The organism is Sphingobacterium sp. JUb56, assembly GCF_014191365.1.
Lineage (GTDB): Bacteria > Bacteroidota > Bacteroidia > Sphingobacteriales > Sphingobacteriaceae > Sphingobacterium > Sphingobacterium anhuiense.
Genome location: NZ_JACHWL010000001.1, coordinates 1,022,801 through 1,041,993, shown reverse-complemented (window position 1 = coordinate 1,041,993; position 19,193 = coordinate 1,022,801). Strand labels below are relative to the sequence as shown.

At 32.8% G+C, this 19,193-nt stretch carries 22 protein-coding genes; 15 read left to right on the top strand and 7 right to left on the bottom strand.

Going from position 1 to position 19,193, the window contains the following annotated elements; all coding sequences use genetic code 11:
• The first annotated feature begins 1 nt into the window (after position 1).
• Both FHR29_RS04020 and FHR29_RS04015 read left to right on the top strand, forming a co-directional pair.
• Positions 2–976, top strand: a complete 975-nt coding sequence (locus FHR29_RS04020; protein ID WP_183912485.1) for a glycoside hydrolase family 43 protein — start codon at positions 2–4, stop codon at positions 974–976.
• Between the two features lie 284 nt (positions 977–1,260).
• Complete coding sequence (locus FHR29_RS04015) at positions 1,261–2,223, top strand: alpha/beta fold hydrolase (RefSeq protein ID WP_183912483.1); 963 nt, start codon at positions 1,261–1,263, stop codon at positions 2,221–2,223.
• Between the two features lie 129 nt (positions 2,224–2,352).
• Here the strand turns inward: FHR29_RS04015 and FHR29_RS04010 are convergent, their stop codons facing one another.
• Entirely contained in the window at positions 2,353–2,802 is a 450-nt protein-coding gene (locus tag FHR29_RS04010; protein ID WP_183912481.1) for a nuclear transport factor 2 family protein, read from the bottom strand.
• Between the two features lie 378 nt (positions 2,803–3,180).
• On the opposite strand from FHR29_RS04010, the gene FHR29_RS04005 reads away from it, so the two are divergent.
• The gene (locus FHR29_RS04005; RefSeq protein ID WP_183912479.1) at positions 3,181–3,576 is read left to right on the top strand and encodes a hypothetical protein; all 396 of its coding nucleotides are present in this window, start codon (positions 3,181–3,183) and stop codon (positions 3,574–3,576) included.
• A 161-nt stretch (positions 3,577–3,737) separates the two neighbouring features.
• On the opposite strand, the gene FHR29_RS04000 is transcribed toward FHR29_RS04005, so the two are convergent.
• Together FHR29_RS04000 and FHR29_RS03995 are read right to left on the bottom strand one after the other, a co-directional pair.
• Positions 3,738–4,166 (bottom strand): hypothetical protein, encoded by a 429-nt coding sequence (locus FHR29_RS04000; protein WP_183912477.1) that lies wholly within the window; start codon positions 4,164–4,166, stop codon positions 3,738–3,740.
• Between the two features lie 7 nt (positions 4,167–4,173).
• Positions 4,174–4,515, bottom strand: a complete 342-nt coding sequence (locus FHR29_RS03995; RefSeq protein WP_183912475.1) for a hypothetical protein — start codon at positions 4,513–4,515, stop codon at positions 4,174–4,176.
• 349 nt (positions 4,516–4,864) lie between these two features.
• On the opposite strand from FHR29_RS03995, the gene FHR29_RS03990 reads away from it, so the two are divergent.
• Positions 4,865–5,377 (top strand): hypothetical protein, encoded by a 513-nt coding sequence (locus FHR29_RS03990; RefSeq protein ID WP_221197797.1) that lies wholly within the window; start codon positions 4,865–4,867, stop codon positions 5,375–5,377.
• A 257-nt stretch (positions 5,378–5,634) separates the two neighbouring features.
• Positions 5,635–6,675, top strand: coding sequence for a hypothetical protein (locus FHR29_RS03985; protein ID WP_183912473.1), 1,041 nt, complete (start codon positions 5,635–5,637; stop codon positions 6,673–6,675).
• 33 nt (positions 6,676–6,708) lie between these two features.
• Here the strand turns inward: FHR29_RS03985 and FHR29_RS03980 are convergent, their stop codons facing one another.
• The 3 genes from FHR29_RS03980 to FHR29_RS03970 form a co-directional block, all read right to left on the bottom strand.
• Entirely contained in the window at positions 6,709–6,936 is a 228-nt protein-coding gene (locus FHR29_RS03980; RefSeq protein WP_183912471.1) for a hypothetical protein, read from the bottom strand.
• A gap of 220 nt (positions 6,937–7,156) precedes the next feature.
• Positions 7,157–7,846 carry a hypothetical protein gene (locus FHR29_RS03975; protein ID WP_183912469.1) on the bottom strand — a complete coding sequence of 230 codons (690 nt, stop codon included), beginning with the start codon at positions 7,844–7,846 and terminating at the stop codon, positions 7,157–7,159.
• 13 nt (positions 7,847–7,859) lie between these two features.
• Positions 7,860–8,327, bottom strand: a complete 468-nt coding sequence (locus tag FHR29_RS03970) for an HAD domain-containing protein (RefSeq protein WP_183912467.1) — start codon at positions 8,325–8,327, stop codon at positions 7,860–7,862.
• A 606-nt stretch (positions 8,328–8,933) separates the two neighbouring features.
• Between FHR29_RS03970 and FHR29_RS03965 the strand changes: the two genes are divergently transcribed.
• The 7 genes from FHR29_RS03965 to uraH all read left to right on the top strand — a co-directional run bounded on the left by FHR29_RS03965 (position 8,934) and on the right by uraH (position 14,753).
• A complete protein-coding gene (locus FHR29_RS03965; RefSeq protein ID WP_183912465.1) occupies positions 8,934–9,593 on the top strand; it encodes a MarR family winged helix-turn-helix transcriptional regulator in 660 nt (219 codons plus the stop codon).
• The gene (locus FHR29_RS03960; RefSeq protein ID WP_183912463.1) at positions 9,593–11,065 is read left to right on the top strand and encodes an NAD(P)/FAD-dependent oxidoreductase; all 1,473 of its coding nucleotides are present in this window, start codon (positions 9,593–9,595) and stop codon (positions 11,063–11,065) included. The genes FHR29_RS03965 and FHR29_RS03960 overlap by 1 nt, the downstream gene beginning before the upstream one ends.
• Positions 11,066–11,070: 5 nt before the next feature.
• Positions 11,071–11,907, top strand: coding sequence for a phytoene/squalene synthase family protein (locus FHR29_RS03955; protein ID WP_183912461.1), 837 nt, complete (start codon positions 11,071–11,073; stop codon positions 11,905–11,907).
• Between the two features lie 145 nt (positions 11,908–12,052).
• On the top strand, positions 12,053–12,517 hold the full coding sequence (locus tag FHR29_RS03950; RefSeq protein WP_183912458.1) for an SRPBCC family protein: 465 nt from the start codon (positions 12,053–12,055) through the stop codon (positions 12,515–12,517).
• Between the two features lie 4 nt (positions 12,518–12,521).
• Positions 12,522–12,980 carry a sterol desaturase family protein gene (locus tag FHR29_RS03945; RefSeq protein ID WP_183912456.1) on the top strand — a complete coding sequence of 153 codons (459 nt, stop codon included), beginning with the start codon at positions 12,522–12,524 and terminating at the stop codon, positions 12,978–12,980.
• Entirely contained in the window at positions 12,977–14,215 is a 1,239-nt protein-coding gene (locus tag FHR29_RS26535) for a lycopene cyclase domain-containing protein (protein ID WP_260291807.1), read from the top strand. The genes FHR29_RS03945 and FHR29_RS26535 overlap by 4 nt, the downstream gene beginning before the upstream one ends.
• Positions 14,216–14,342: 127 nt before the next feature.
• Positions 14,343–14,753 (top strand): hydroxyisourate hydrolase, encoded by a 411-nt coding sequence (gene uraH, locus FHR29_RS03930; RefSeq protein WP_132842608.1) that lies wholly within the window; start codon positions 14,343–14,345, stop codon positions 14,751–14,753.
• Between the two features lie 205 nt (positions 14,754–14,958).
• On the opposite strand, the gene FHR29_RS03925 is transcribed toward uraH, so the two are convergent.
• Positions 14,959–15,384, bottom strand: coding sequence for a nuclear transport factor 2 family protein (locus FHR29_RS03925; RefSeq protein ID WP_183912454.1), 426 nt, complete (start codon positions 15,382–15,384; stop codon positions 14,959–14,961).
• A 494-nt stretch (positions 15,385–15,878) separates the two neighbouring features.
• On the opposite strand from FHR29_RS03925, the gene FHR29_RS03920 reads away from it, so the two are divergent.
• The 3 genes from FHR29_RS03920 (at position 15,879) to FHR29_RS03910 (ending at position 18,908) form a co-directional block, all read left to right on the top strand.
• Positions 15,879–16,973, top strand: a complete 1,095-nt coding sequence (locus FHR29_RS03920) for a hypothetical protein (protein WP_183912452.1) — start codon at positions 15,879–15,881, stop codon at positions 16,971–16,973.
• 22 nt (positions 16,974–16,995) lie between these two features.
• Positions 16,996–17,544, top strand: coding sequence for a hypothetical protein (locus FHR29_RS03915; protein WP_183912450.1), 549 nt, complete (start codon positions 16,996–16,998; stop codon positions 17,542–17,544).
• A gap of 407 nt (positions 17,545–17,951) precedes the next feature.
• Positions 17,952–18,908 carry an alpha/beta fold hydrolase gene (locus FHR29_RS03910; protein ID WP_183912448.1) on the top strand — a complete coding sequence of 319 codons (957 nt, stop codon included), beginning with the start codon at positions 17,952–17,954 and terminating at the stop codon, positions 18,906–18,908.
• Positions 18,909–19,193: the final 285 nt, after the last annotated feature.

Below are 19,193 nucleotides of genomic sequence, written 5' to 3'. Positions count from 1 at the left end.
AATGAAAATTATGACAAGCATTCCTTATCGTTTAATAACGATTATAAGTTTATTTTTTATACTGTCTTTATATTGTAATGCAAATGATAATAAGTCTGTTAAAATTATCGAAAACGAGCTACCTATTGCAGACCCTTACGTATTATTCCATGATGGCAAATACTATGCATATGGCACCCGCATAAATGGTTTTGAAGTTTATATTTCCGATGATCTAAAGCATTGGAAGCGTCATAAAAATTTAGCACTTTCCCCTCAAGACTCTTGGGGAACACGATGGTTCTGGGCACCAGAAGTATATTATGTAACCGCTCACAAAAAGTTTTACATGTTCTATTCTGTTGATGAACATATTTGTGTTGCTTCTTCCTCAAGCCCAGAAGGACCTTTTATTCAAGAAGAAAAAAAACCTATTATTCCAAATGAAAAAGGAATTGACACTTCTCTTTTTATCGACGAGGACGGAACGCCATATTTATTTTATGTCCGATTTACGGATGGAAATGTCATTTGGATGGCCGAGATGAATAATGATTTACAAAGTATAAAAGCAGAAACGCTCACAAAATGCATAAGTACAAGTGAACCATGGGAGAAGAAACAAGCAACAGTCGTAGAAGGGCCGTCAATCTTAAAACGAGGCAATACGTACTATCTCATTTACTCTGCCAATCATTTTGAAAGCCAAGATTACGCCGTAGGCTATGCAACAGCCAGTTCACCCAAAGGTCCTTGGAAGAAATATAGTGGCAACCCCATCCTAAGGAGAGATCATCCCTCAGCATCGGGATTGCTCGGCACAGGCCATGGAGCTCCATTTATAAGTGCTAATGGCGGATATAAATATATATACCATGCTCATGCCAGCTCCACTAGTGTCGCTCCAAGGACATCATACATTAATGATTTAACAATTTCATCTGATGGCGTATTAAGCATTGTTGGAGAACCTATTAGACCATTAATTGTTAAATAAATTATGTCAATATAATTGCCAGCGTTACAAAGAAAAATGTGCAAAAGTCTGCTCTAAAATAGACTTCCATAGCAGATCATCAACATTGCTGGAAGATTTACTCTTAATAAACGACTTATAATAAAGCTACTATAGTAAAAATATAATTATATACAAATTTGGACTTTAAAAATGATCCTACAAGCGTATTTTGACAACTCTCATTTATTTTAGACTCCTGACATAAGGCTGTCACTTCTCCCTTATAGATTTGCGTCATTAATTAATATTTAAAAGATATAGGAATGACAAACGTAATCAATACGGGATCTAATGCAATCGAATTTCCAGAACCTAAAATGATCTCTGTTAATGGAGTAGTTCTGGAAGTATTTGAAGCAGGTCAGCAAAATTCTGAGAAACCTATCGTTCTCTGCCACGGATTTCCAGAGCATGCATTTTCATGGCGTTATCAAATACCGGCTCTTGTCGCAGCTGGCTACCATGTAATTGTCCCAAATCAACGTGGCTATGGTAATTCTTCAAGTCCGACTGAAGTGACGGATTATGATATTGAACATTTGACTGGTGACCTTATTGCCCTGCTCGACCATTATGGATATAAGGATGCTACATTTGTGGGTCATGACTGGGGTTCAAATGTGGTTTGGAATCTAGCACTATTGCATCCTGATCGGGTAAATAAAATCATCAACTTGGCTTTGCCTTATCAAGATCGTGGTGAAAAGCCATGGATTGAGTTGATGGAAGCAATATTTGGAGCAGACTTCTATTTTGTTCATTTCAACAGACAACCTGGGGTAGCAGATGCGATTATGAATGAAAACACTGCTCAGTTCCTTCGTAACATATTCCGCAAAAACTCAGCTCCCACACCTCCTGAGCCAGGAATGCTGATGATTAATCTTGCAAGGGCGGAAAAACCGCTTGGCGAACCCTTGATGAGCGACAATGAACTCGCGGTGTTCGTTTCTGCCTTTGAATCTTCAGGATTTACAGGAGGTATAAATTGGTATAGAAACATGGATAGAAACTGGCACTTAATGGCGGACGTAACACCAATCATTCATCAGCCGACTCTTATGATATATGGTGAGCAGGACACGATTCCAAAGTCTGAAAACCTAAAAAATATTGTTTCTAATCTGGATGTTGTTAGTCTGGATTGTGGTCATTGGATACAGCAAGAAAAGCCAGAGGAAACTTCGCAATCAATTATAAAATGGTTAGAGCAACACAATGATTAACAAGAGTGTAGAAACATATTGTCCTCAACGCCGAACAGATTGGAGACTATGCACATAGCTGAGGATAATAACAAACAAAGCCACATCTCTCGATGTGGCTTTTACTAAACATATGTATGCTAACTTTACTTACTTATACGTGTTGATGGATTGGGATACTTTCCAGTTGCCACCATCATTGATCAATGTTATTAAATCGGTCTTGGTAAAACCTTCAAATTGTTGGGTCACTTTTGCAATCCTATAGTCACTGGACTGCTCAACAATGGTAGTGCTTGTTTTACAATTTAACTGCTCGCCTTTTTGCTTTTTCAAGAATGAAATTACTTCCGAACGGCTGTTTGTCTTATCTGTTGATGCCTGTACTTTCTGTTTAAAATCTGATGTAAACAATTGCTCTACTCCTGCCGACTGTCCTTCGGTCATAACTGCCACGTAATGATCAATGGCTAGATCTGCTGTGGATAGATTGACGACCGCTTTTTTAGAGTTGTCTCCTGTTGGTTTAGCTGCTGCCATCGTGAAGGTTGATACTGCGATCAAGGCTGCTGCTGCGAATGTTTTTGCTAAAGTTTTCATAATGTTTTTATGTTATATTGTTATTAAGTTGCATCAGCCCCACATCCACCAACTCAAACCCTGATGCCTGCTTTGCAGTTTTTTCTAGTTGTTCTTAATTGTTGATTCAAAAGTAGGGTGTAAATCGTCCCTACCCTATGGCAATTAGACTAAACCAACTAAAAACTCGGTGAATGGTGGGAATGGCTAGGTGAAGTGTATAAACCTTTTTTTACTTTTAGTAAGTAATGAAATTAATTGAAGAATTTATCGAAACCAAATTATCTTTTGAAACATTCAGTCATATTGAGAAATGGAATTCAAATTGTAATTAGTAAATTCGTTTAAGGTTGGATCATATTAATGGCTAGTCATTAAAGTTGAAAAACCTAAAGCACTATGATAAATGATCTCAAAATATTAGATGAATCTCCAGAATATACGTTAGACCATGTTGATGAGGATATAATTTTAGTTAATAAAGGAGAAAAGACAGCTATATGCATTGGAGATATGTATGGAAACCCGTATTGTGGATTGATCGTAAACAAAGTATGTATAATCGGAGGTGATCATCTTTTAATTTGGGATAATCATCAAATAACTAAATTGGACCTAGTAAGTGATATTGTCCAGATGCGCATTAAGAATGATGATATGATCGAGTTTTTAATTGATCCTTGGTCCAAGGAGGCATCAGTCTGGCAATTGAACCTAAAAAATAAGATACACTATAAAATAAGCGATTTTGAAAATCTTAAAAACTTGCCATATACGGAAGAATACACTTGGTGAAAGCATTGATTAAAAAAATAAATGGATGCAGGACTTCACAAATATTCCTCTATTAAATAATCTCCATTATCTCTAACTACTTTTGATAGACTTCAAAATAAAAATCAACTTTGATGGTAAATTACAATGAGCAAACAAAGAAATTTGAATAGTAATATTTTCTAATCTAAATAATGTTCATCCCCATTAACCATAATAGAAATTACCAAACCAAGCTTTCCTCTAGCCCAAACTTGTAATCCTATATGTGGATATTCATATACATATTGGGGCACCTTTCCTTCTTCAAAATCCAGTTTATCCTCTTCAACATAGTCTTGGCCAACTAATACAGAAAAATGAGCGATCGATATTCCTATCAGATTAACACCATGGTATAATAACTCTTCATAACATCCGATAAAATCAATACGATTATCGCTGACAAATAATGTAATTGATGGATTGGGAATACTATAATTTATAGATGGTGCGACATCATCATTATTCATATCTGCTACATCGAATTGATAACTACTTAAGTATTGAACAATAGGGCTACCGATCAAAAAATCACCTACTTGCTTAAATGGTAATAATATGGGAATCATTCTATATTTAACTTATTTTGTTAATATCATCATACTCCTTCCATTCACGGTGGGAATAAACAGTTTCTATGGTTCCGATTTTGGAAAATACCATTTCAAAATAACCATCGTTTAACACTGTTTCTATGATTTTATGAATACTTTGATAAGATAAATCTTCTACAATAAGCATATCTGCTGACCAAAAGTATACCTTACTAATGTTGATCATAAGCTTTCTAATATTTTTTAATGTAAACAACGTGCCAAAATAAACATCACCGTTACTTAAAACAATATTTATATCAAGATTATCATCATAAATATCTGTTACTTGATACGGAGCAGGAAAAATAATCTTAAATGGCATGTTTTATTTTTTTTATAAAACTGATCAATAACGTCAGATAGTGGTAAAATCAGTAGCTATCTTACCGGAAGATACTAATTAAATTTACCATCATGTAAAAATTATTTTATTTTTCTTTTTAACAAGAAGGTTATAACCAATTAAAAAAATCAGGAATATGAACCATTCGGAGCTTTTTAATAATAGCAAATCTAAAGGACGGAAATGATGAAAATTAAATATTTAAAGTGGTAGTGGTTCGGTTTAACGAAATTCGAATATAGATAGGGATTAGCGAATCTTTTATTATATTAGTTTCGTTAAACATAATATGAGCTGTAATTTTAGACAATACCACAGCGAAACAAGAATGATAAATTTTGAAAACATCAAAACTAATTCAACTGAGTTCCCAGATGCTTGGAGTTTCTTGTGGTCGCCAGAAGAAGCCAGTAATATACCGCAGGAACACAAAGACCAAATCTTCTTTCTGAATAGCGGAGCAAGCGAGTTTGTAGAAAACTATATCAACAGCTCGAAAATGATTACAGGCCCATTATGGAAACCATTTAATGAAAAATACTTTAAAACAATTGAAGAATTTGAAGTAACAGAAAACTGTGAACACGAAATTAAAAAATGGCTTTATTCGAAACCTATTCCCTTCAACAAGTTTGTATTTATTCACAGCGATAGAAGTGGACAATCTGTAACACTGACTTGGAAGATGGTAATTAAATATTGGAAAGGACTTTTTTTTGCTGACGACTTAATAATATTTGACGAAACACTAAATTGGGGACTTTTTTATTTTCACGAAGACAGAATTTACTTTGGTTCAGACAAAATCTACGACAAAGAACTTGAATATGAAAAAAACTAGAAAACGTAACGAATTGAAACATAAATTTCTCAATAAAGATAATCTTAACTTTAACAATGTGGATAAGAAGAAATGTATAAGAGATTTTAAACAGAAATACAATACAGATAGAATTGAATAAAACTACCGGCTAACATCAGTTTGGCAAAATGGTGGGTTTAGTGCGAAATTAAAGTTCAATTTTTATGCTTTGATTTCCGCCACTTCGGCAAGCTGAAAAACGTTATGTGCTATTTTAAAACGACACCCTACAACAAATGAAACTATTTGAAAAAATATTCAAGTCCAGCAAGACAGTACCAGCCGATTTGACAATGATAACAAGAACAGAAGTTATTGAAGGATTTTCTATTCCAGGAATTATACACAATATGCAATATCATTTTACTGACTTGCAAGTGTATAGTGATGGACTTATTTCTTGTTGGGAAATGGTTGATTTATCTTTGTTCAAAGACAAGTTAAATGAAGATTGGGTTGTCACTTCAATTCCTGACGGAGAAGCAATTTCTATTTTCAGTTTAGGCCATTGGAATATTGAACAGGGTGAGTGGAAACATACTAAAGAAACCTTGTATAATTATGTTTATTCACTAGTAAAACAGCTTAATCCGAAACTTGAAAATTTACATAATTATCAAGGCGATAGTTCCAAAATGGTAGGTAAAGCAAAGGTTGCAAAACATATTTTACCTACACCACAACCTTATTATTTTGACGAGCCAAAATCCTTCTTTTCTAAAAGGATTAATGGCGAAAAATTTCATTTCTTTTACAGAAATGAAGATAATAAAACTTATTTGGCAGAATTATCTATTTACAAGAGTGGCAACATCGAGATAACGAATTTACCAAAAAAGAAAATCTACAAATTTGAAGACTTAGATATGCTTATTGAAAATGAAACACTAAGAACAGATTTGAAAATTGGAGAAATCGTTACAATTTTGAATTTGGGTTCTTTTAAGGTTGTTTCGGGAAGTGGCGTTGACATTAAATTCAAAATGAACGAGTTGACTGACAAGTTCAATGAACTGAACGGCAGAGAAAATAGTATTAATAAATGTGTAAGAATATTTGATGAATACAAACAAAATCCAACAAAAAAATTACGAGATGAATTAAAATTTGCATATGAAGCAGTTCCAAAACATCAGAGAATTTTTGTTGGGACAATGGACACTAAGGACTATGAAGTTCGCCAAGTAATTTATGGCGATATTGTTAAAAAGGAATGGGAAGACGATTATGGTTATGAATATCCATATGACGATATGCCCAAACCATGTGATAAATAGCAATCAAAACAGCAAATAAAAAGATATTGTGAACTAGTAGCTTGTAGGCACATAATATTTGATCTTTAGACTTCCCTTTTTTGCTAGATAAGCTTGAAACTGAACTGCGACTTTTGGATTGTACCAATCAACTTTCAGTTCATTTTTAATATCTCCGCCAGCGATTGAGATTCCATGTACTTTTATGGAGTCATCTGTATGTCCATCAATTTCAAGAATCAAAGTAGTGGCATCACTTACATTGGATTCTACATTAAGCATAGTAATCACGACTCGCATCGGAAACTTCCCATTCGCCACGGTTTTGAGTATTACACGAGACAAAACCTGATGCTAGAAAACATGTTAACACAAGTAAAAAAATGAATTTCTTACAAAACATATAAGGAAAGATATAATGATTAATGAAATTAAAATTTCCTATCTCTTTCAAAAATCTTATTATAATACCTAAAATTAATAATTGATACCTGTCCTTTTGTTAAATAATTATTTTTGATAATGGTATCTTTACTGGTAAAGATGCAATGTCTTTACGACCTTTAATCACAATATTACCGTTCTCAATCGCAATGGATTTATACATCTCAAGGAAAATTTCCACTCCTTTCTCCGTTTTATCTAACACCTGTTCAAAAATTAAGTTTTCAGAACTTTGTAACGTGAATTTTGAAGCCATTCCATCCTTTTGAAATAAAATCCAAATAGAAGCTCTCACTTCTTTTCCATCTATTGGGATGAAGACATCAATCACTCTAAAATCAGGATTCAATTCTAATTCTAATCCTTTTTTGTAAGCATAATTGACAGCTTCTATTAATTTTGGATTTTTATTATTCTTAGCTGCTTCAATCAAATATTTATGCGCTTTTTCCCACACAAAATTATACCGTTCCTCATAACTAAAACTTTCAAATAAATGAAAATCAAATACCCCGTAGTATCTTAAATGTCCATTGTAACAATAGGGAGCTTCTTTAGGAAGAATTGGATAAAGTTTAAAAGTATTTTCTGTAAAAAAATCTATATTAATAAATTTAATTTTTTTCCCGTCATACTTTTCATTTAGAAGTCTGTTTAATAAAAACCCTAAACCAAAAAAATCATCTGTAAGTTTGTTAAGTTGTTCATCTCCATCTTTAAACCAAAATAATGTTCTACCAATCTTCATATGTACTAAAATTTTATAGGCGATTTAACAGGTAAGCCTGTGTTAAAATTATATCATTTAAACCTGTATAAGAATTTGTCAAGATTAAACGATTTTTTAGATATGTAGGTAAATCATTCAGTGACTTATCATCATTTATAATGACAACATCTTTATAGTCTAAATTATTCGATTGTATCCATTTTAAAATTTCCTCTTTACGAGTATGTCGATGATTTGATAAATATTTTTTATCATCTAAAATGGATAGATTTCGAATCTCCAATCCTCTCCTTTCAAAAATGACTTTCCATTCTTGAATATTATATTTAAAACGATGTGATGTGGAAAGGATGACTTTGTCCTTTGTTTTGTAAATGATAGATTTTAGAATCTGAATAGCTTGTGGATTAAACTTATAAAAGCTATCATCTTCCAATTCCACTATTTGATGTGGATTAGCATGAACCAATACTCCTTCTATATCTAAGAAAAAAATCATTGCACCGTCTTTTATATTTTTTTTGAAAGGTTTGGGTTTGGAAAATATAAGCTATCATTTATTAAAAATAGCGATTTCTTTCTTTACATACTCCTAAAAAAATACATTATGAGTGGGTGAAATTAAAAGAAGAAACTTCCAATATCTTTAGTTTACCAAGTTTCTTATAAATTATCTAAAAAATTTTTGGATACCTTTTCTTCTTTTTATGACTAAAAGAAAAGTTTATCCTAAAAAACAGATATTATTAGAGTATCAAAAAGCAGAAAACTACCTTTCATTCATTGAAGAAGGAATGATTTGGAATTGGAGAAATATTTTACTGGAAGAGTTTATTCCTTTTGTCAGCAGGAGACTTTCATTACGAAACAAGATTATGTAATAACCTTTCACAGTCTCCTAAAAATCAATATGACTATTCCTTACAAACATTGTCGAAAACCCATACATACCTTATTTACTAATGGTTACAGCAATGAAGATTATTTCTCGATATGTGAGATTAAGCTATAGATGTGAATTTTAAAATATTTTCGACAAAATATAAGTATACTATTATACTTTGTTAAATAAATATTAGTACATTTATATACTTTAAATATAGATATGAAATACGATATGGTAAAAAATGTTTTAAAACTTCTAGAACAATTTGAGCTAGAGAACGCTTTACACATAAAGTACCAGTCTAATATTGAAGGCTTTAAGAATTGGATTGCTCTTAACTGTATTGATTCCAATAAGCAAATTGACCCTTATTGGGAGGGAAAAGAAAATGGACGTAGTGCAGCTAGTGTAATCAATACGTTGATTGTACATTTAAATAGGTACGCTAAGAGTTATTCGAAATCCGCCATATTTGGATCCGAATTTTCTACTCAAGAAGATTTTATCTATCTCATTATCTTGAAAGATTTTGGAGAAATGATCAAAATGGATTTAATAAAAAGAAATGTACATGATAAACCTGTAGGCATGCAAATAATAAACCGATTGATTACGAAAGGTTGGGTAGATCAAACAAATTCTGACGTTGATAAAAGAAGTAAATTTTTAAAAATAAATGATAAAGGCTTAGCTGTTTTAGAACAGCAAATGGAAAAGATAAGACAAGCTAGCGAGATGGTGACAGGTAATTTAACGGATAACGAAAAAATGGAATTAATAATATTACTGAATAAGCTCAATGAATTTCATATGCCGATCTACGATAGAAATATCGAATCTGAATATTTATTGACTGACGTTTTAAAAGAAAAAAAATAATGGGGAAAAAGATAGCTGTTATCGGTTCTGGCTTTTCGGGTCTGTCTGCTGCTGCCTATTTGGCAAAAGCAGGAAATGAAGTTCATGTTTTTGAAAAACATGACCAACCCGGAGGAAGGGCCAGGCAATTTAAAACGGAAGAAGGGTATGTTTTTGATATGGGACCGAGTTGGTATTGGATGCCTGATATTATCGATAATTTTTTTACTGATTTCGGATCTAAAACTTCTGATTTTTTTGAGTTAATTTCATTGAATCCACAGTTCGAAATGATCTTCGCCGATGATAAAATTGCTGTACCTGAAAATTTAGATGAATTAAAAATCTTGTTTGAAAAAATCGAAGAAGGTGCCGGATCGCAATTAGAAAAATTTATGAAATCTGCCAAATTTAAATATGAGGTGGGTATGCAGGATTTTGTTAATAAGCCTTGCCACAACTGGGCAGAATTTATCTCTCCTAAAATAGCCCGAAGTGCCTTAAAATTAGATCTGCTATCAAATTTCAGAAACTACGTCGCCAAATATTTTAAGAACGAAAAGCTAAGAACTTTGATGGAATTTCCGGTCATATTTCTGGGTGCTTCACCAAAAAATATTCCTGCTTTATATAGTTTGATGAATTATGGTGGGTATGCTCTTGGGACACATTATCCAGTAGGTGGTTTTTATCAATTGGTATTAGCGATGAAGCATGTTGCGGAAAAACAAGGTGCAATTTTTCATTTTAGTAAAATTGTTGAAAGCATAAATACTGAAAACGGAAGCGTTATTTCTCTAACTGTCAATGGAAATAAACTAGATTTTGATACGGTAGTTGCTTCTTCAGATTATCATCATACGGAGACGCTCCTCAATAAAGTGGATCGAAATTATTCTGAAGAGTACTGGAAAAATAGAGTATTTGCTCCTTCGAGCTTAATCTATTATTTGGGCATTAACCAAACTCTTCCTAATCTTAGGCATCATACGCTTTTCTTTGAGCATGACCTGGACGAACATATTGATTGTATATATGAAGATAAAAAATGGCCGGAGAAACCGCTATTCTATGTGTGCTGTCCTTCCAAAACCGACCAAGGTGTAGCACCTGACGGTAAAGAGAATGTATTTCTACTGATGCCTTTAGCTACTGGAATTAATGATGAAGAAGCTGTAAGAGAAAAGTATTTGGCAGCCATGCTTAAAAGACTGGAAAATCATCTGGGCATTAGTGATTTAGTGACAATGATTGAATATAAAAGAAGTTATTGTGTGCAAGATTTTATTTCAGATTATAATGCTTATGATGGTAATGCTTATGGACTGGCAAATACATTGGGGCAAACTGCTGTTTTAAAACCTAAAATAAGAAACAAAAAAATTAAAAATTTATTCTATACCGGTCAATTAACGGTTCCCGGTCCTGGAGTACCTCCATCTATCATTTCTGGTAAAATTGTATCTAATGAAATTATTAACGCTAAAAAATAATCTATATGAAACAACTATTCGACGAACTTTCTTTCGTAGTAAGTAAAATCACGACACAAAAATATAGTACAAGTTTCTCACTAGGCATTTTAGCGCTCAGTCCTTCCATTCGCAATGCGATTTATGCCATATATGGATATGTTCGGTTAGCAGATGAAATTGTAGATAGTTTTCATGGATACGATAAAGAGAAACTTTTGAATAGATTAAAAGAAGAAACAGAAAATGCGCTGGAGGAAGGAATTTCACTCAACCCGATTTTACAATCTTTTCAACACGTCGTCCATCAATATTCAATTGACACAAAACTAATCAGCCAATTTTTACATAGTATGGAAATGGATCTTCACAAAATAGATTATAATTCTGAACGCTATAAAGAATATATTTTTGGCTCAGCAGAAGTAGTCGGCTTAATGTGTCTGCAGGTTTTTACAAATGGTAATAGAGAGCACTATGAAAAATTGAAACCTTATGCGATGAAATTGGGCTCAGCCTTTCAGAAAATTAATTTTTTAAGGGATTTAAAAGATGATTATCACATTTTAGGTCGTACTTATTTTCCAAACATTGATATGGAGGTGTTTGATAATCATGTGAAAAGTAGGATTGAAAATGAAATTGAAGAAGAATTTAATGAAGCATTATTGGGAATAAAAAAACTTCCGAATTCCGCTATGTTTGGTGTTTATCTGGCTTATAAATATTATCTTTCTTTATTTAAAAAAATCAAAAGAAAATCATCCGAAGACATATTGAATAGCAGGGTGCGAATTGCTAATTCTGAAAAAGCATATGTAGCATTTAAAAGCTATGTGAGGTATAAAACTGCTTATTTATGATTGAAACTATTTCCTTATTCCTGCTTTCACCTTGTTTTCTGAAATGCCTCAAGTCTCCCCTTTTGACAATATTATAATGGGAAACAGAGAAAAGATTAGTGGAGAGATTTTGAAAAAACATAAATACGCTTAAAACAACTAGAAGATGAGACATCAACTATATAGAGAACAACAATTAAATTGCGATATTAAAACTGCTTGGCACTTTTTTTCTTCTCCGGCTAACCTGTCGAAAATAACCCCAGAAGATATGCGATTTAAGATAATATCTAAAGATGATCATCAAGATATTTTTGAAGGGATGATTATTGATTATACTGTTTCGCCCATGTTCAAAATTCCGTTAAAATGGAGAACAAGAATCAGTCAAGTTGAGTTTAATAGGAGTTTTACTGATTATCAAGAAAAAGGTCCGTATAAATATTGGAGCCATTTTCATGAATTTATCCCAAATAACAACGGGGTACTGATAAAAGATACTGTAGATTATGAATTGCCGTTTGGTATATTGGGTAATATCGCACATCGGATATTTGTAAAAAAGAAACTAGCTGATATTTTTGATTTCCGATATGCTGTACTCGAAAAAATGTTTAACACCCTAAAATAATAGCATGAACTTTTTAATAACAATGATCGTTTTTGTACTGATGGAAGGCGCCACCTGGATTATCCATAAATACATTATGCATGGCTTTTTATGGGGCTTACATAAGGATCATCACGATCACAGCAATGATGGTCTGCTCGAAAAAAATGATTACTTCTTTGTGATATTCGCGATACCCACGATAATTTTAATGTACTTTGGTTCCCTCAAAGAGTTCAATTATCTATTTTATATTGGATTGGGTATCATGCTGTACGGTATGGCCTATTTTTTTATTCATGATATATTTATCCATCAACGGATTAAATTTATGACCAAAACTCAAAATGCTTATTTTCTAGCGCTCCGTAGAGTGCACAAACAACATCATAAGCATACTACGAAACACGATGGTGAATGTTTTGGTTTTTTATATGTGCCCTTCAAATATTTTCAAATGTATTTTAATCCGGATAAAAAATGATGACATATACGTATTCTTTGATTTTATTTTTTACAGTCATCATTTGTCTGATCGCTTCTTTTGATAAACGAATTCTTTTCAACCGACATTTTGGAGCATTTTTTAAAGCTGCTGTAGTGGTTGCTATTCCCTTCATTGCTTGGGATGTCTGGTTTACCTCAAAAGGTGTTTGGTGGTTCAATACCGATTATACGCTTGGAATTGTCGTTGCCGGTTTACCTATCGAAGAGTGGTTATTCTTTATTTGTATTCCGTTTTCTTGTGCCTTTACATATTTCTGTTTTGATAAATTTTTCAAATTAGACAGACTTTCAGGTTTTAATAATATAATTGTTTTTGTCAGCATTATTGTTTGTTCGGTGATCGCTTTGCGTCATCATGATAAGATCTATACTCTAGTGACCGCAATAGCGACAATCATAACCTTAATTTATCTCCATTTTATTGCCCGAGAAGATTGGATTAGCAAAGCATCCTTAGTATTCAGTGTTTTGATGCTTGGCTTTCTTCCGGTCAATGGTGTGCTGACTGGCTTTGGATTAGAATCTCCTATTGTAAATTACAACCCCGGTGATTTTTTGGGTATACGCATACTAACAATACCGATCGAAGATGCTGTGTACGGATATACTCAGTTTCTATTGGTCATTTATTTTTTTACAAAATTTAAAAAAATGAAAACGCATACTAAAACTTTAATCTTTATTTTTTCTCTATTAATTGTACTCTTTAATTCCTGTGCTTCAATTCCAAAAAACACAAAGGCAGTTGCAAATTTTGATGTCAATAAATATTTGGGAACTTGGTACGAAATAGCACGTTTTGATTTTAGTTTTGAAAAAGATCTAGACAACGTTTCGGCTCAGTACAGTTTGAACGAAAAAGGAGATGTAAAGGTATTAAACAGTGGATATAATTTTAGAAAGAATGAATGGAAAAAAGCCGAGGGTTTGGCAAAATTTAGAGGAGAAAAAGATATTGCAGCATTAAAAGTTAGTTTTTTTGGCCCTTTTTACTCGGGATATAATGTTGTTTCAATGGATGATGATTATAAATATGCATTGGTGGCAGGTAAAAACTTAAATTATCTATGGATTTTATCAAGAACAAAAGAGATTCCCGAAGCAGTTAAAACGAAGTTCCTAAATATTGCGAAAGAAATTGGTTATGACACGTCTAAATTAGTGTGGGTAAAGCATGACAGAACGGATAGTCCATTTATCCCGAAAAACTAAATTTTCAGTTTTTTGGTTCCATAGGGATCTACCATTAGAGGCTCATTTGGAGTGATAAAAATCACCTTCTTTCAGCACAAGAAATACAAATCTCAATTTTAATAGAAATAACTAAATATCATTCAAAATGAAAAAAATAACTCTTATAGTTCTAGTCTTCATCGGTATAGTGCAAGTTAGTATAGCTCAAGAAACTAAGTTTCAACTTTCAAGTCATATTTTAGACATCACGACCGGTAAACCTGCTACCAACGTTAAAATTACACTGTCGAAAATGAACAAGAATCAAAGTTGGACTATGGTAGAGGAAAAAAATACTGATAGTAATGGTAGAATAAAAGATTTTTTAAAACAGGACGGAAAAGATAATACAGGCATTTATAAGTTAACATTTCATACCAGTTCTTACTTCAAATCTCTTGGAAATAAATCGTTCTACCCGTTTATAGAAGTTGTTTTTGAACTTGTTGACAATGAACATTACCATGTACCTATTACCCTATCTCCTTTTGGTTATTCGACATATAGGGGAAATTAACATCTTTTTCATACGATGATTACCTTACTATTACGCTAATGATATTTAGAGCCTATTAAATTTAAATAGGCTCTAAATATTTTAAAATAAATCAACATGTATTGATCTTTTTGTTTTATTGTTGGATAATAACAAACAAAGCCACATCGCTCGATGTGGCCTTTACTAAACATATGAATTAACCTTACTTATACGAGTTAATGGATTAAGATACTTTCCAGTTGCCACCGTCATTGACCATGGTGATTAAATCGGTCTTTGTAAACCCTTCAAATTGTTGCGTCACTTTTGCAATCCTATAGTCACCTGATTGCTCAACGATCGTAGTACTTGTTTTACAGTTCAACAGCTCTCCTTTTTGCTTTTTCAAGAAGAAAATCACTTCTGAACGGCTGTTTGTTTTATCTGTTGATGCCTGTACTTTCTGTTTAAAATCGGATGTAAACAACTGCTCTACTCCTGCCGACTGTCCCTCTGTCATAACCGCAACGTAATGATCAATCGCTAGATCTGCTGTAGATAGATTCACTACCGCTTTTTTAGAGTTGTCTCCTACTGGTTTTCCTGCTGCTATCGTAAATGTTGATACTGCAATCAAGGCTGCTGCGAATGTTTTTGCTAAAGTGTTCATAATATCTTTATATTTTATTGTCATTAAGTTGCATCAGCCCCACATCCACCAACTCAAACCCTGATGCCTGCTTTGCGGTTGTTTCTAATTGTTGATTCAAAAGTAGGGTGTAAATCGTCCCTGCCCTATGGCAATTAGACTAAACCAACTAAAAACTCGGTGAATGGAGGAAATGCTCAGGTGAAGTGGTTGAGTCTGAAATGGGGTTATTCTACTGTCGCTCACTTGTCAGTGACAAAGCCATAGATGGCTCCAACTAATAGTAAAAATATCTCCCAAATATTATTGTTATTCCTTTTCTATTTAAAATAAGTTGTATGACGATTCATATCTAAATCGACAACATAATCTGGACATAATTCATTAAAAAATAAGTGGTTGTTTTCTTAAAAATATTTATCTTTAATCGCCATACGAAGTTCAAAAAAGAAAACAGCAGAAGACTTCCTTATATTATTAAACAATTTAAGTATTCCTAAAAAGGAAACAAAATAATGACGCCAGAACTTAAAGAATTAGAAAGACAGATAATCAAAAAACATAAGTTTGGATTTACACCCAAATATGAATCAGGTTTTCAAACATGTCTTTCGGAAAAAGCATTTTTTGCTATTACGAATCAAGTCTTCGAAAAACTTGAATGGGATATCATTTACATTGATGAACATGCTGTCGAAGCCAAACGAAAAGTAAAAAGTTTAGGAATAACACAATACACAGAATCTATAATTATCTCCTATAACTACGGGAGTATAACGGTCAAAAGCGAATCCCTAGGAAGCGAAATGTGGGATAATGGCCGAAATTCAAAAAGGGTGCATTTATTTATGCTCGTATTTCAAGATATTGAAAAAAATTATAATCGAGAAGATTTAAAACAATTAGAAAAAGAACAAGAATCTATAGAAAATTGGGACAACTACATTATCCCAAAAGAACTACCTCAGCCTAAGAATGTAAAAAAGCCAACTATTATATTTGTATTTGTAATCGGTATTTTAATTTCTATCATTTTGGCCTTCCTATTGGCTAAGATCTCAATAACAGGTAGATACATAATTTTTTTATTTGAATTCTTAGTTGGTCTTGCTTTAGCATTTTCAATAAAACAAGGTATTAAACTTGGAAATTACACGAATTTAACAAAGTTAAAATATATACTTATTTTGTGCACATTGATTATTTTTGTAGGTACTCAAATTTTTGAGTATTATATCATTCTAATCGAGAACAATTTTGAAAAAATAGGTTTTTTTGAATTTATGAAAATAAGACTTCAACAAGGACTAACCATAAAAGACTTAAATATTGGAAGCATAGGACTTATCATAAGTTGGATAATTCAACTATTTTTAACGTTCATATTTGGATTCTTATTTTTGACAAGATTCTTAATCAATTATCTCATTAAGCGAGTACCACAAGAAGTGACAGAATTTGCATATTATCTCATTATCAAAGGAAAAGATGAACATGAAGTGAGAAAAGAATTAACATATTTAGGATGGTCAGATGAAATAAGTCAAAATGAAGTTTTTGAGGCAATTGATGGAATCCAAGGTAACAACGAATTGAATAGAACAAGGTAGAAATAATAGCAATAATCTAATAATGAGTGTAAAAAGAAAAGTTTTAGAAGCTAAAACTGACCAAGAATTAGAGTATTATCTTCAAGAGGGCAATAAATTTGTACCTCAAGCAAGTCAATTTGCATACGAAATTCTGAAATCACGTGGTCGGATTTTTACTCCTGAAGATACGGAAAGAATTACATTGATGATTGAAAAGAAGTCTGAAGAAGATAAAATTATCATTCATGAAAATCACAAAAAAGCGGCAAACTTAATTTACATATCAGCGACACTGGGGATTGTAAATATGATATTATTTCCTGACTTACCTTTTTCATTCTTCTCCATTTTTGTTGCAATTATTATTTTGGGGTTCATGTTTGGAATTGGTTATATGATTAGCAAAGGAAGTAATGGTGCAAAATATATTTTATTAGTATGTATGATTTTTGGAATTATATACATACCCTTCATCCTTTTAACTATAACCCGAACTCCAGTTGTAGGAATTATTAATATAGTACAGACAGTATTACAGGTTTGGGCAATAGTTCTATTATATCAAATACCAAAATATAAATTGGAGTAAAGTGGCGATTTTGCCTTTATTGTCATCCGTTCCAACATTAATAAACCAATATCAATATATTCTTGAATAACATGAGTGTACAGTAAAAATAGAAAGGTCTCCTGCACCAATGTGGGACCTTATATAAATTATGTGGCGATATTGATTCCACCCCAGTTTTGTTGTTGACATTTGACTGATGATTTGCGCATAGAAATATCGAGAAACAAAAATTAAAAACTTCTGTCGCTATTGCAGTCAAAATCCACAAATATATGTGCTCAAGTGTCTTTAAAGGCAATCTGACAATCGAATCTGATGCCGTCGATAAACATCAGATTCCTTTTATCATACTTAGCTAGAAAGAATATCTACGCGATTAAATATTGAAGCTGTAATCCTGTAAAATCATAACGAAATTAAAAAAAATGGATAAAAACCGTCCTTCGCTCATCAAGAGAATATCAAAAATATTCTTGAAATCAATCATCGGAATTGTAGTGATAATCGCTATTTTACTCTTTGCGACATTTGTGATTCATCAAATCAATTTAAGCAGCGAAGCCGATAAAATTGAAGATTATGGTCAAAAAATAAAAATTTTTGACGGCACGGTAAATACGACAATAGATGGACACGGTGCAGACACGATTGTATTACTCACCGGATTTGGAACAGCAAGCCCAAGATTGGATTTTGAACCATTAATCAGAGAATTAGACAAAAAATATACAGTGATCACGATTGAACCTTTTGGTTATGGATTGAGCAGTGAAACAAATCGTGAACGCAATTTGAATAATATGGCGGAAGAAATCCACGAAGTGGTGAAGCAATTAAATCTAAATCGTTTTATACTAATGGGGCATTCCATTGCTGGGCTTTATAGCTTAGCATACATCAATAAATATCCAGGTAGAGCAGCCGCTTTTGTAGGTATTGATACGAGTGTGCCAACACAACCTTGGCCGGGTTATAATTCGGCACCTTTGGATTTTTTAGCCAAAGCTGGTGTAATGCGTGCATTTTTTAAGTTTTTCGGTGACGAAAAACCTAAAGACGAATCAGAAGCACACCGTTTTGAACAAAAGCACATGATTACGATGAAAGTGACCGGAAACAGTACTTTGGGCAGAGAAGCTACATCATTGAGTAATAGTTTTAATGATGCACAAAAACTAGCTTTCCCGAAAAATTTGCCGGTTTTATTATTTGCAGACGAAAACTCGGCTGTCAAAGGCTGGACAGAACTGCACCAAGAGCAAGCCAACAGCGTGGATAAGGGAAAACTAATCTTATTACCCGGTTCTCATTATCTACATCATACTCAATCGAAACGAATTGCAGCAGAGCTTGAGTCGTTTTTAGGAAAACAAAATAATTGAGCAAAATATAACTGCAATTTGTTGCGGCCAACTGAAAGAAGCGTTCAAATACTGCGGAATTCATAATCCCTGGCAAAGTCTTTAACGTAGACAAATTTTTAAGCATAAAGAATACTTTATCCAGTTCGGCTTCACCCTCAGCTTCTCTTTGAAATTCGTAAATAGATCACCTTCATCTTTGAGGATGACCTCATGTTAACCTAAAACGCAAAGTTGGTCGATAAGCTCTTTTCCTAAAAGTTATTCTAGTCAGCTGGTTAAGTTGATTCGTAATTAACATATTTC

What these genes read in the sequence shown, in the direction of transcription:
- FHR29_RS04020 (WP_183912485.1), top strand. Translation starts at nt 2, where the DNA reads ATGAAAATTATGACAAGCATTCCTTATCGTTTAATAACGATTATAAGT.
- FHR29_RS03990 (WP_221197797.1), top strand. Translation starts at nt 4,865, where the DNA reads ATGATAAATTTTGAAAACATCAAAACTAATTCAACTGAGTTCCCAGAT.
- FHR29_RS03995 (WP_183912475.1), bottom strand. Translation starts at nt 4,515, where the DNA reads ATGCCATTTAAGATTATTTTTCCTGCTCCGTATCAAGTAACAGATATT.
- FHR29_RS03925 (WP_183912454.1), bottom strand. Translation starts at nt 15,384, where the DNA reads ATGAACACTTTAGCAAAAACATTCGCAGCAGCCTTGATTGCAGTATCA.
- FHR29_RS03945 (WP_183912456.1), top strand. Translation starts at nt 12,522, where the DNA reads ATGAACTTTTTAATAACAATGATCGTTTTTGTACTGATGGAAGGCGCC.
- FHR29_RS04000 (WP_183912477.1), bottom strand. Translation starts at nt 4,166, where the DNA reads ATGATTCCCATATTATTACCATTTAAGCAAGTAGGTGATTTTTTGATC.
- FHR29_RS03970 (WP_183912467.1), bottom strand. Translation starts at nt 8,327, where the DNA reads ATGATTTTTTTCTTAGATATAGAAGGAGTATTGGTTCATGCTAATCCA.
- FHR29_RS03920 (WP_183912452.1), top strand. Translation starts at nt 15,879, where the DNA reads ATGACGCCAGAACTTAAAGAATTAGAAAGACAGATAATCAAAAAACAT.
- FHR29_RS03950 (WP_183912458.1), top strand. Translation starts at nt 12,053, where the DNA reads ATGAGACATCAACTATATAGAGAACAACAATTAAATTGCGATATTAAA.
- FHR29_RS03965 (WP_183912465.1), top strand. Translation starts at nt 8,934, where the DNA reads ATGAAATACGATATGGTAAAAAATGTTTTAAAACTTCTAGAACAATTT.
- FHR29_RS03910 (WP_183912448.1), top strand. Translation starts at nt 17,952, where the DNA reads ATGGATAAAAACCGTCCTTCGCTCATCAAGAGAATATCAAAAATATTC.
- FHR29_RS03960 (WP_183912463.1), top strand. Translation starts at nt 9,593, where the DNA reads ATGGGGAAAAAGATAGCTGTTATCGGTTCTGGCTTTTCGGGTCTGTCT.
- uraH (WP_132842608.1), top strand. Translation starts at nt 14,343, where the DNA reads ATGAAAAAAATAACTCTTATAGTTCTAGTCTTCATCGGTATAGTGCAA.
- FHR29_RS03980 (WP_183912471.1), bottom strand. Translation starts at nt 6,936, where the DNA reads ATGCTTAATGTAGAATCCAATGTAAGTGATGCCACTACTTTGATTCTT.
- FHR29_RS04005 (WP_183912479.1), top strand. Translation starts at nt 3,181, where the DNA reads ATGATAAATGATCTCAAAATATTAGATGAATCTCCAGAATATACGTTA.
- FHR29_RS04015 (WP_183912483.1), top strand. Translation starts at nt 1,261, where the DNA reads ATGACAAACGTAATCAATACGGGATCTAATGCAATCGAATTTCCAGAA.
- FHR29_RS03955 (WP_183912461.1), top strand. Translation starts at nt 11,071, where the DNA reads ATGAAACAACTATTCGACGAACTTTCTTTCGTAGTAAGTAAAATCACG.
- FHR29_RS03985 (WP_183912473.1), top strand. Translation starts at nt 5,635, where the DNA reads ATGAAACTATTTGAAAAAATATTCAAGTCCAGCAAGACAGTACCAGCC.
- FHR29_RS03975 (WP_183912469.1), bottom strand. Translation starts at nt 7,846, where the DNA reads ATGAAGATTGGTAGAACATTATTTTGGTTTAAAGATGGAGATGAACAA.
- FHR29_RS26535 (WP_260291807.1), top strand. Translation starts at nt 12,977, where the DNA reads ATGATGACATATACGTATTCTTTGATTTTATTTTTTACAGTCATCATT.
- FHR29_RS03915 (WP_183912450.1), top strand. Translation starts at nt 16,996, where the DNA reads ATGAGTGTAAAAAGAAAAGTTTTAGAAGCTAAAACTGACCAAGAATTA.
- FHR29_RS04010 (WP_183912481.1), bottom strand. Translation starts at nt 2,802, where the DNA reads ATGAAAACTTTAGCAAAAACATTCGCAGCAGCAGCCTTGATCGCAGTA.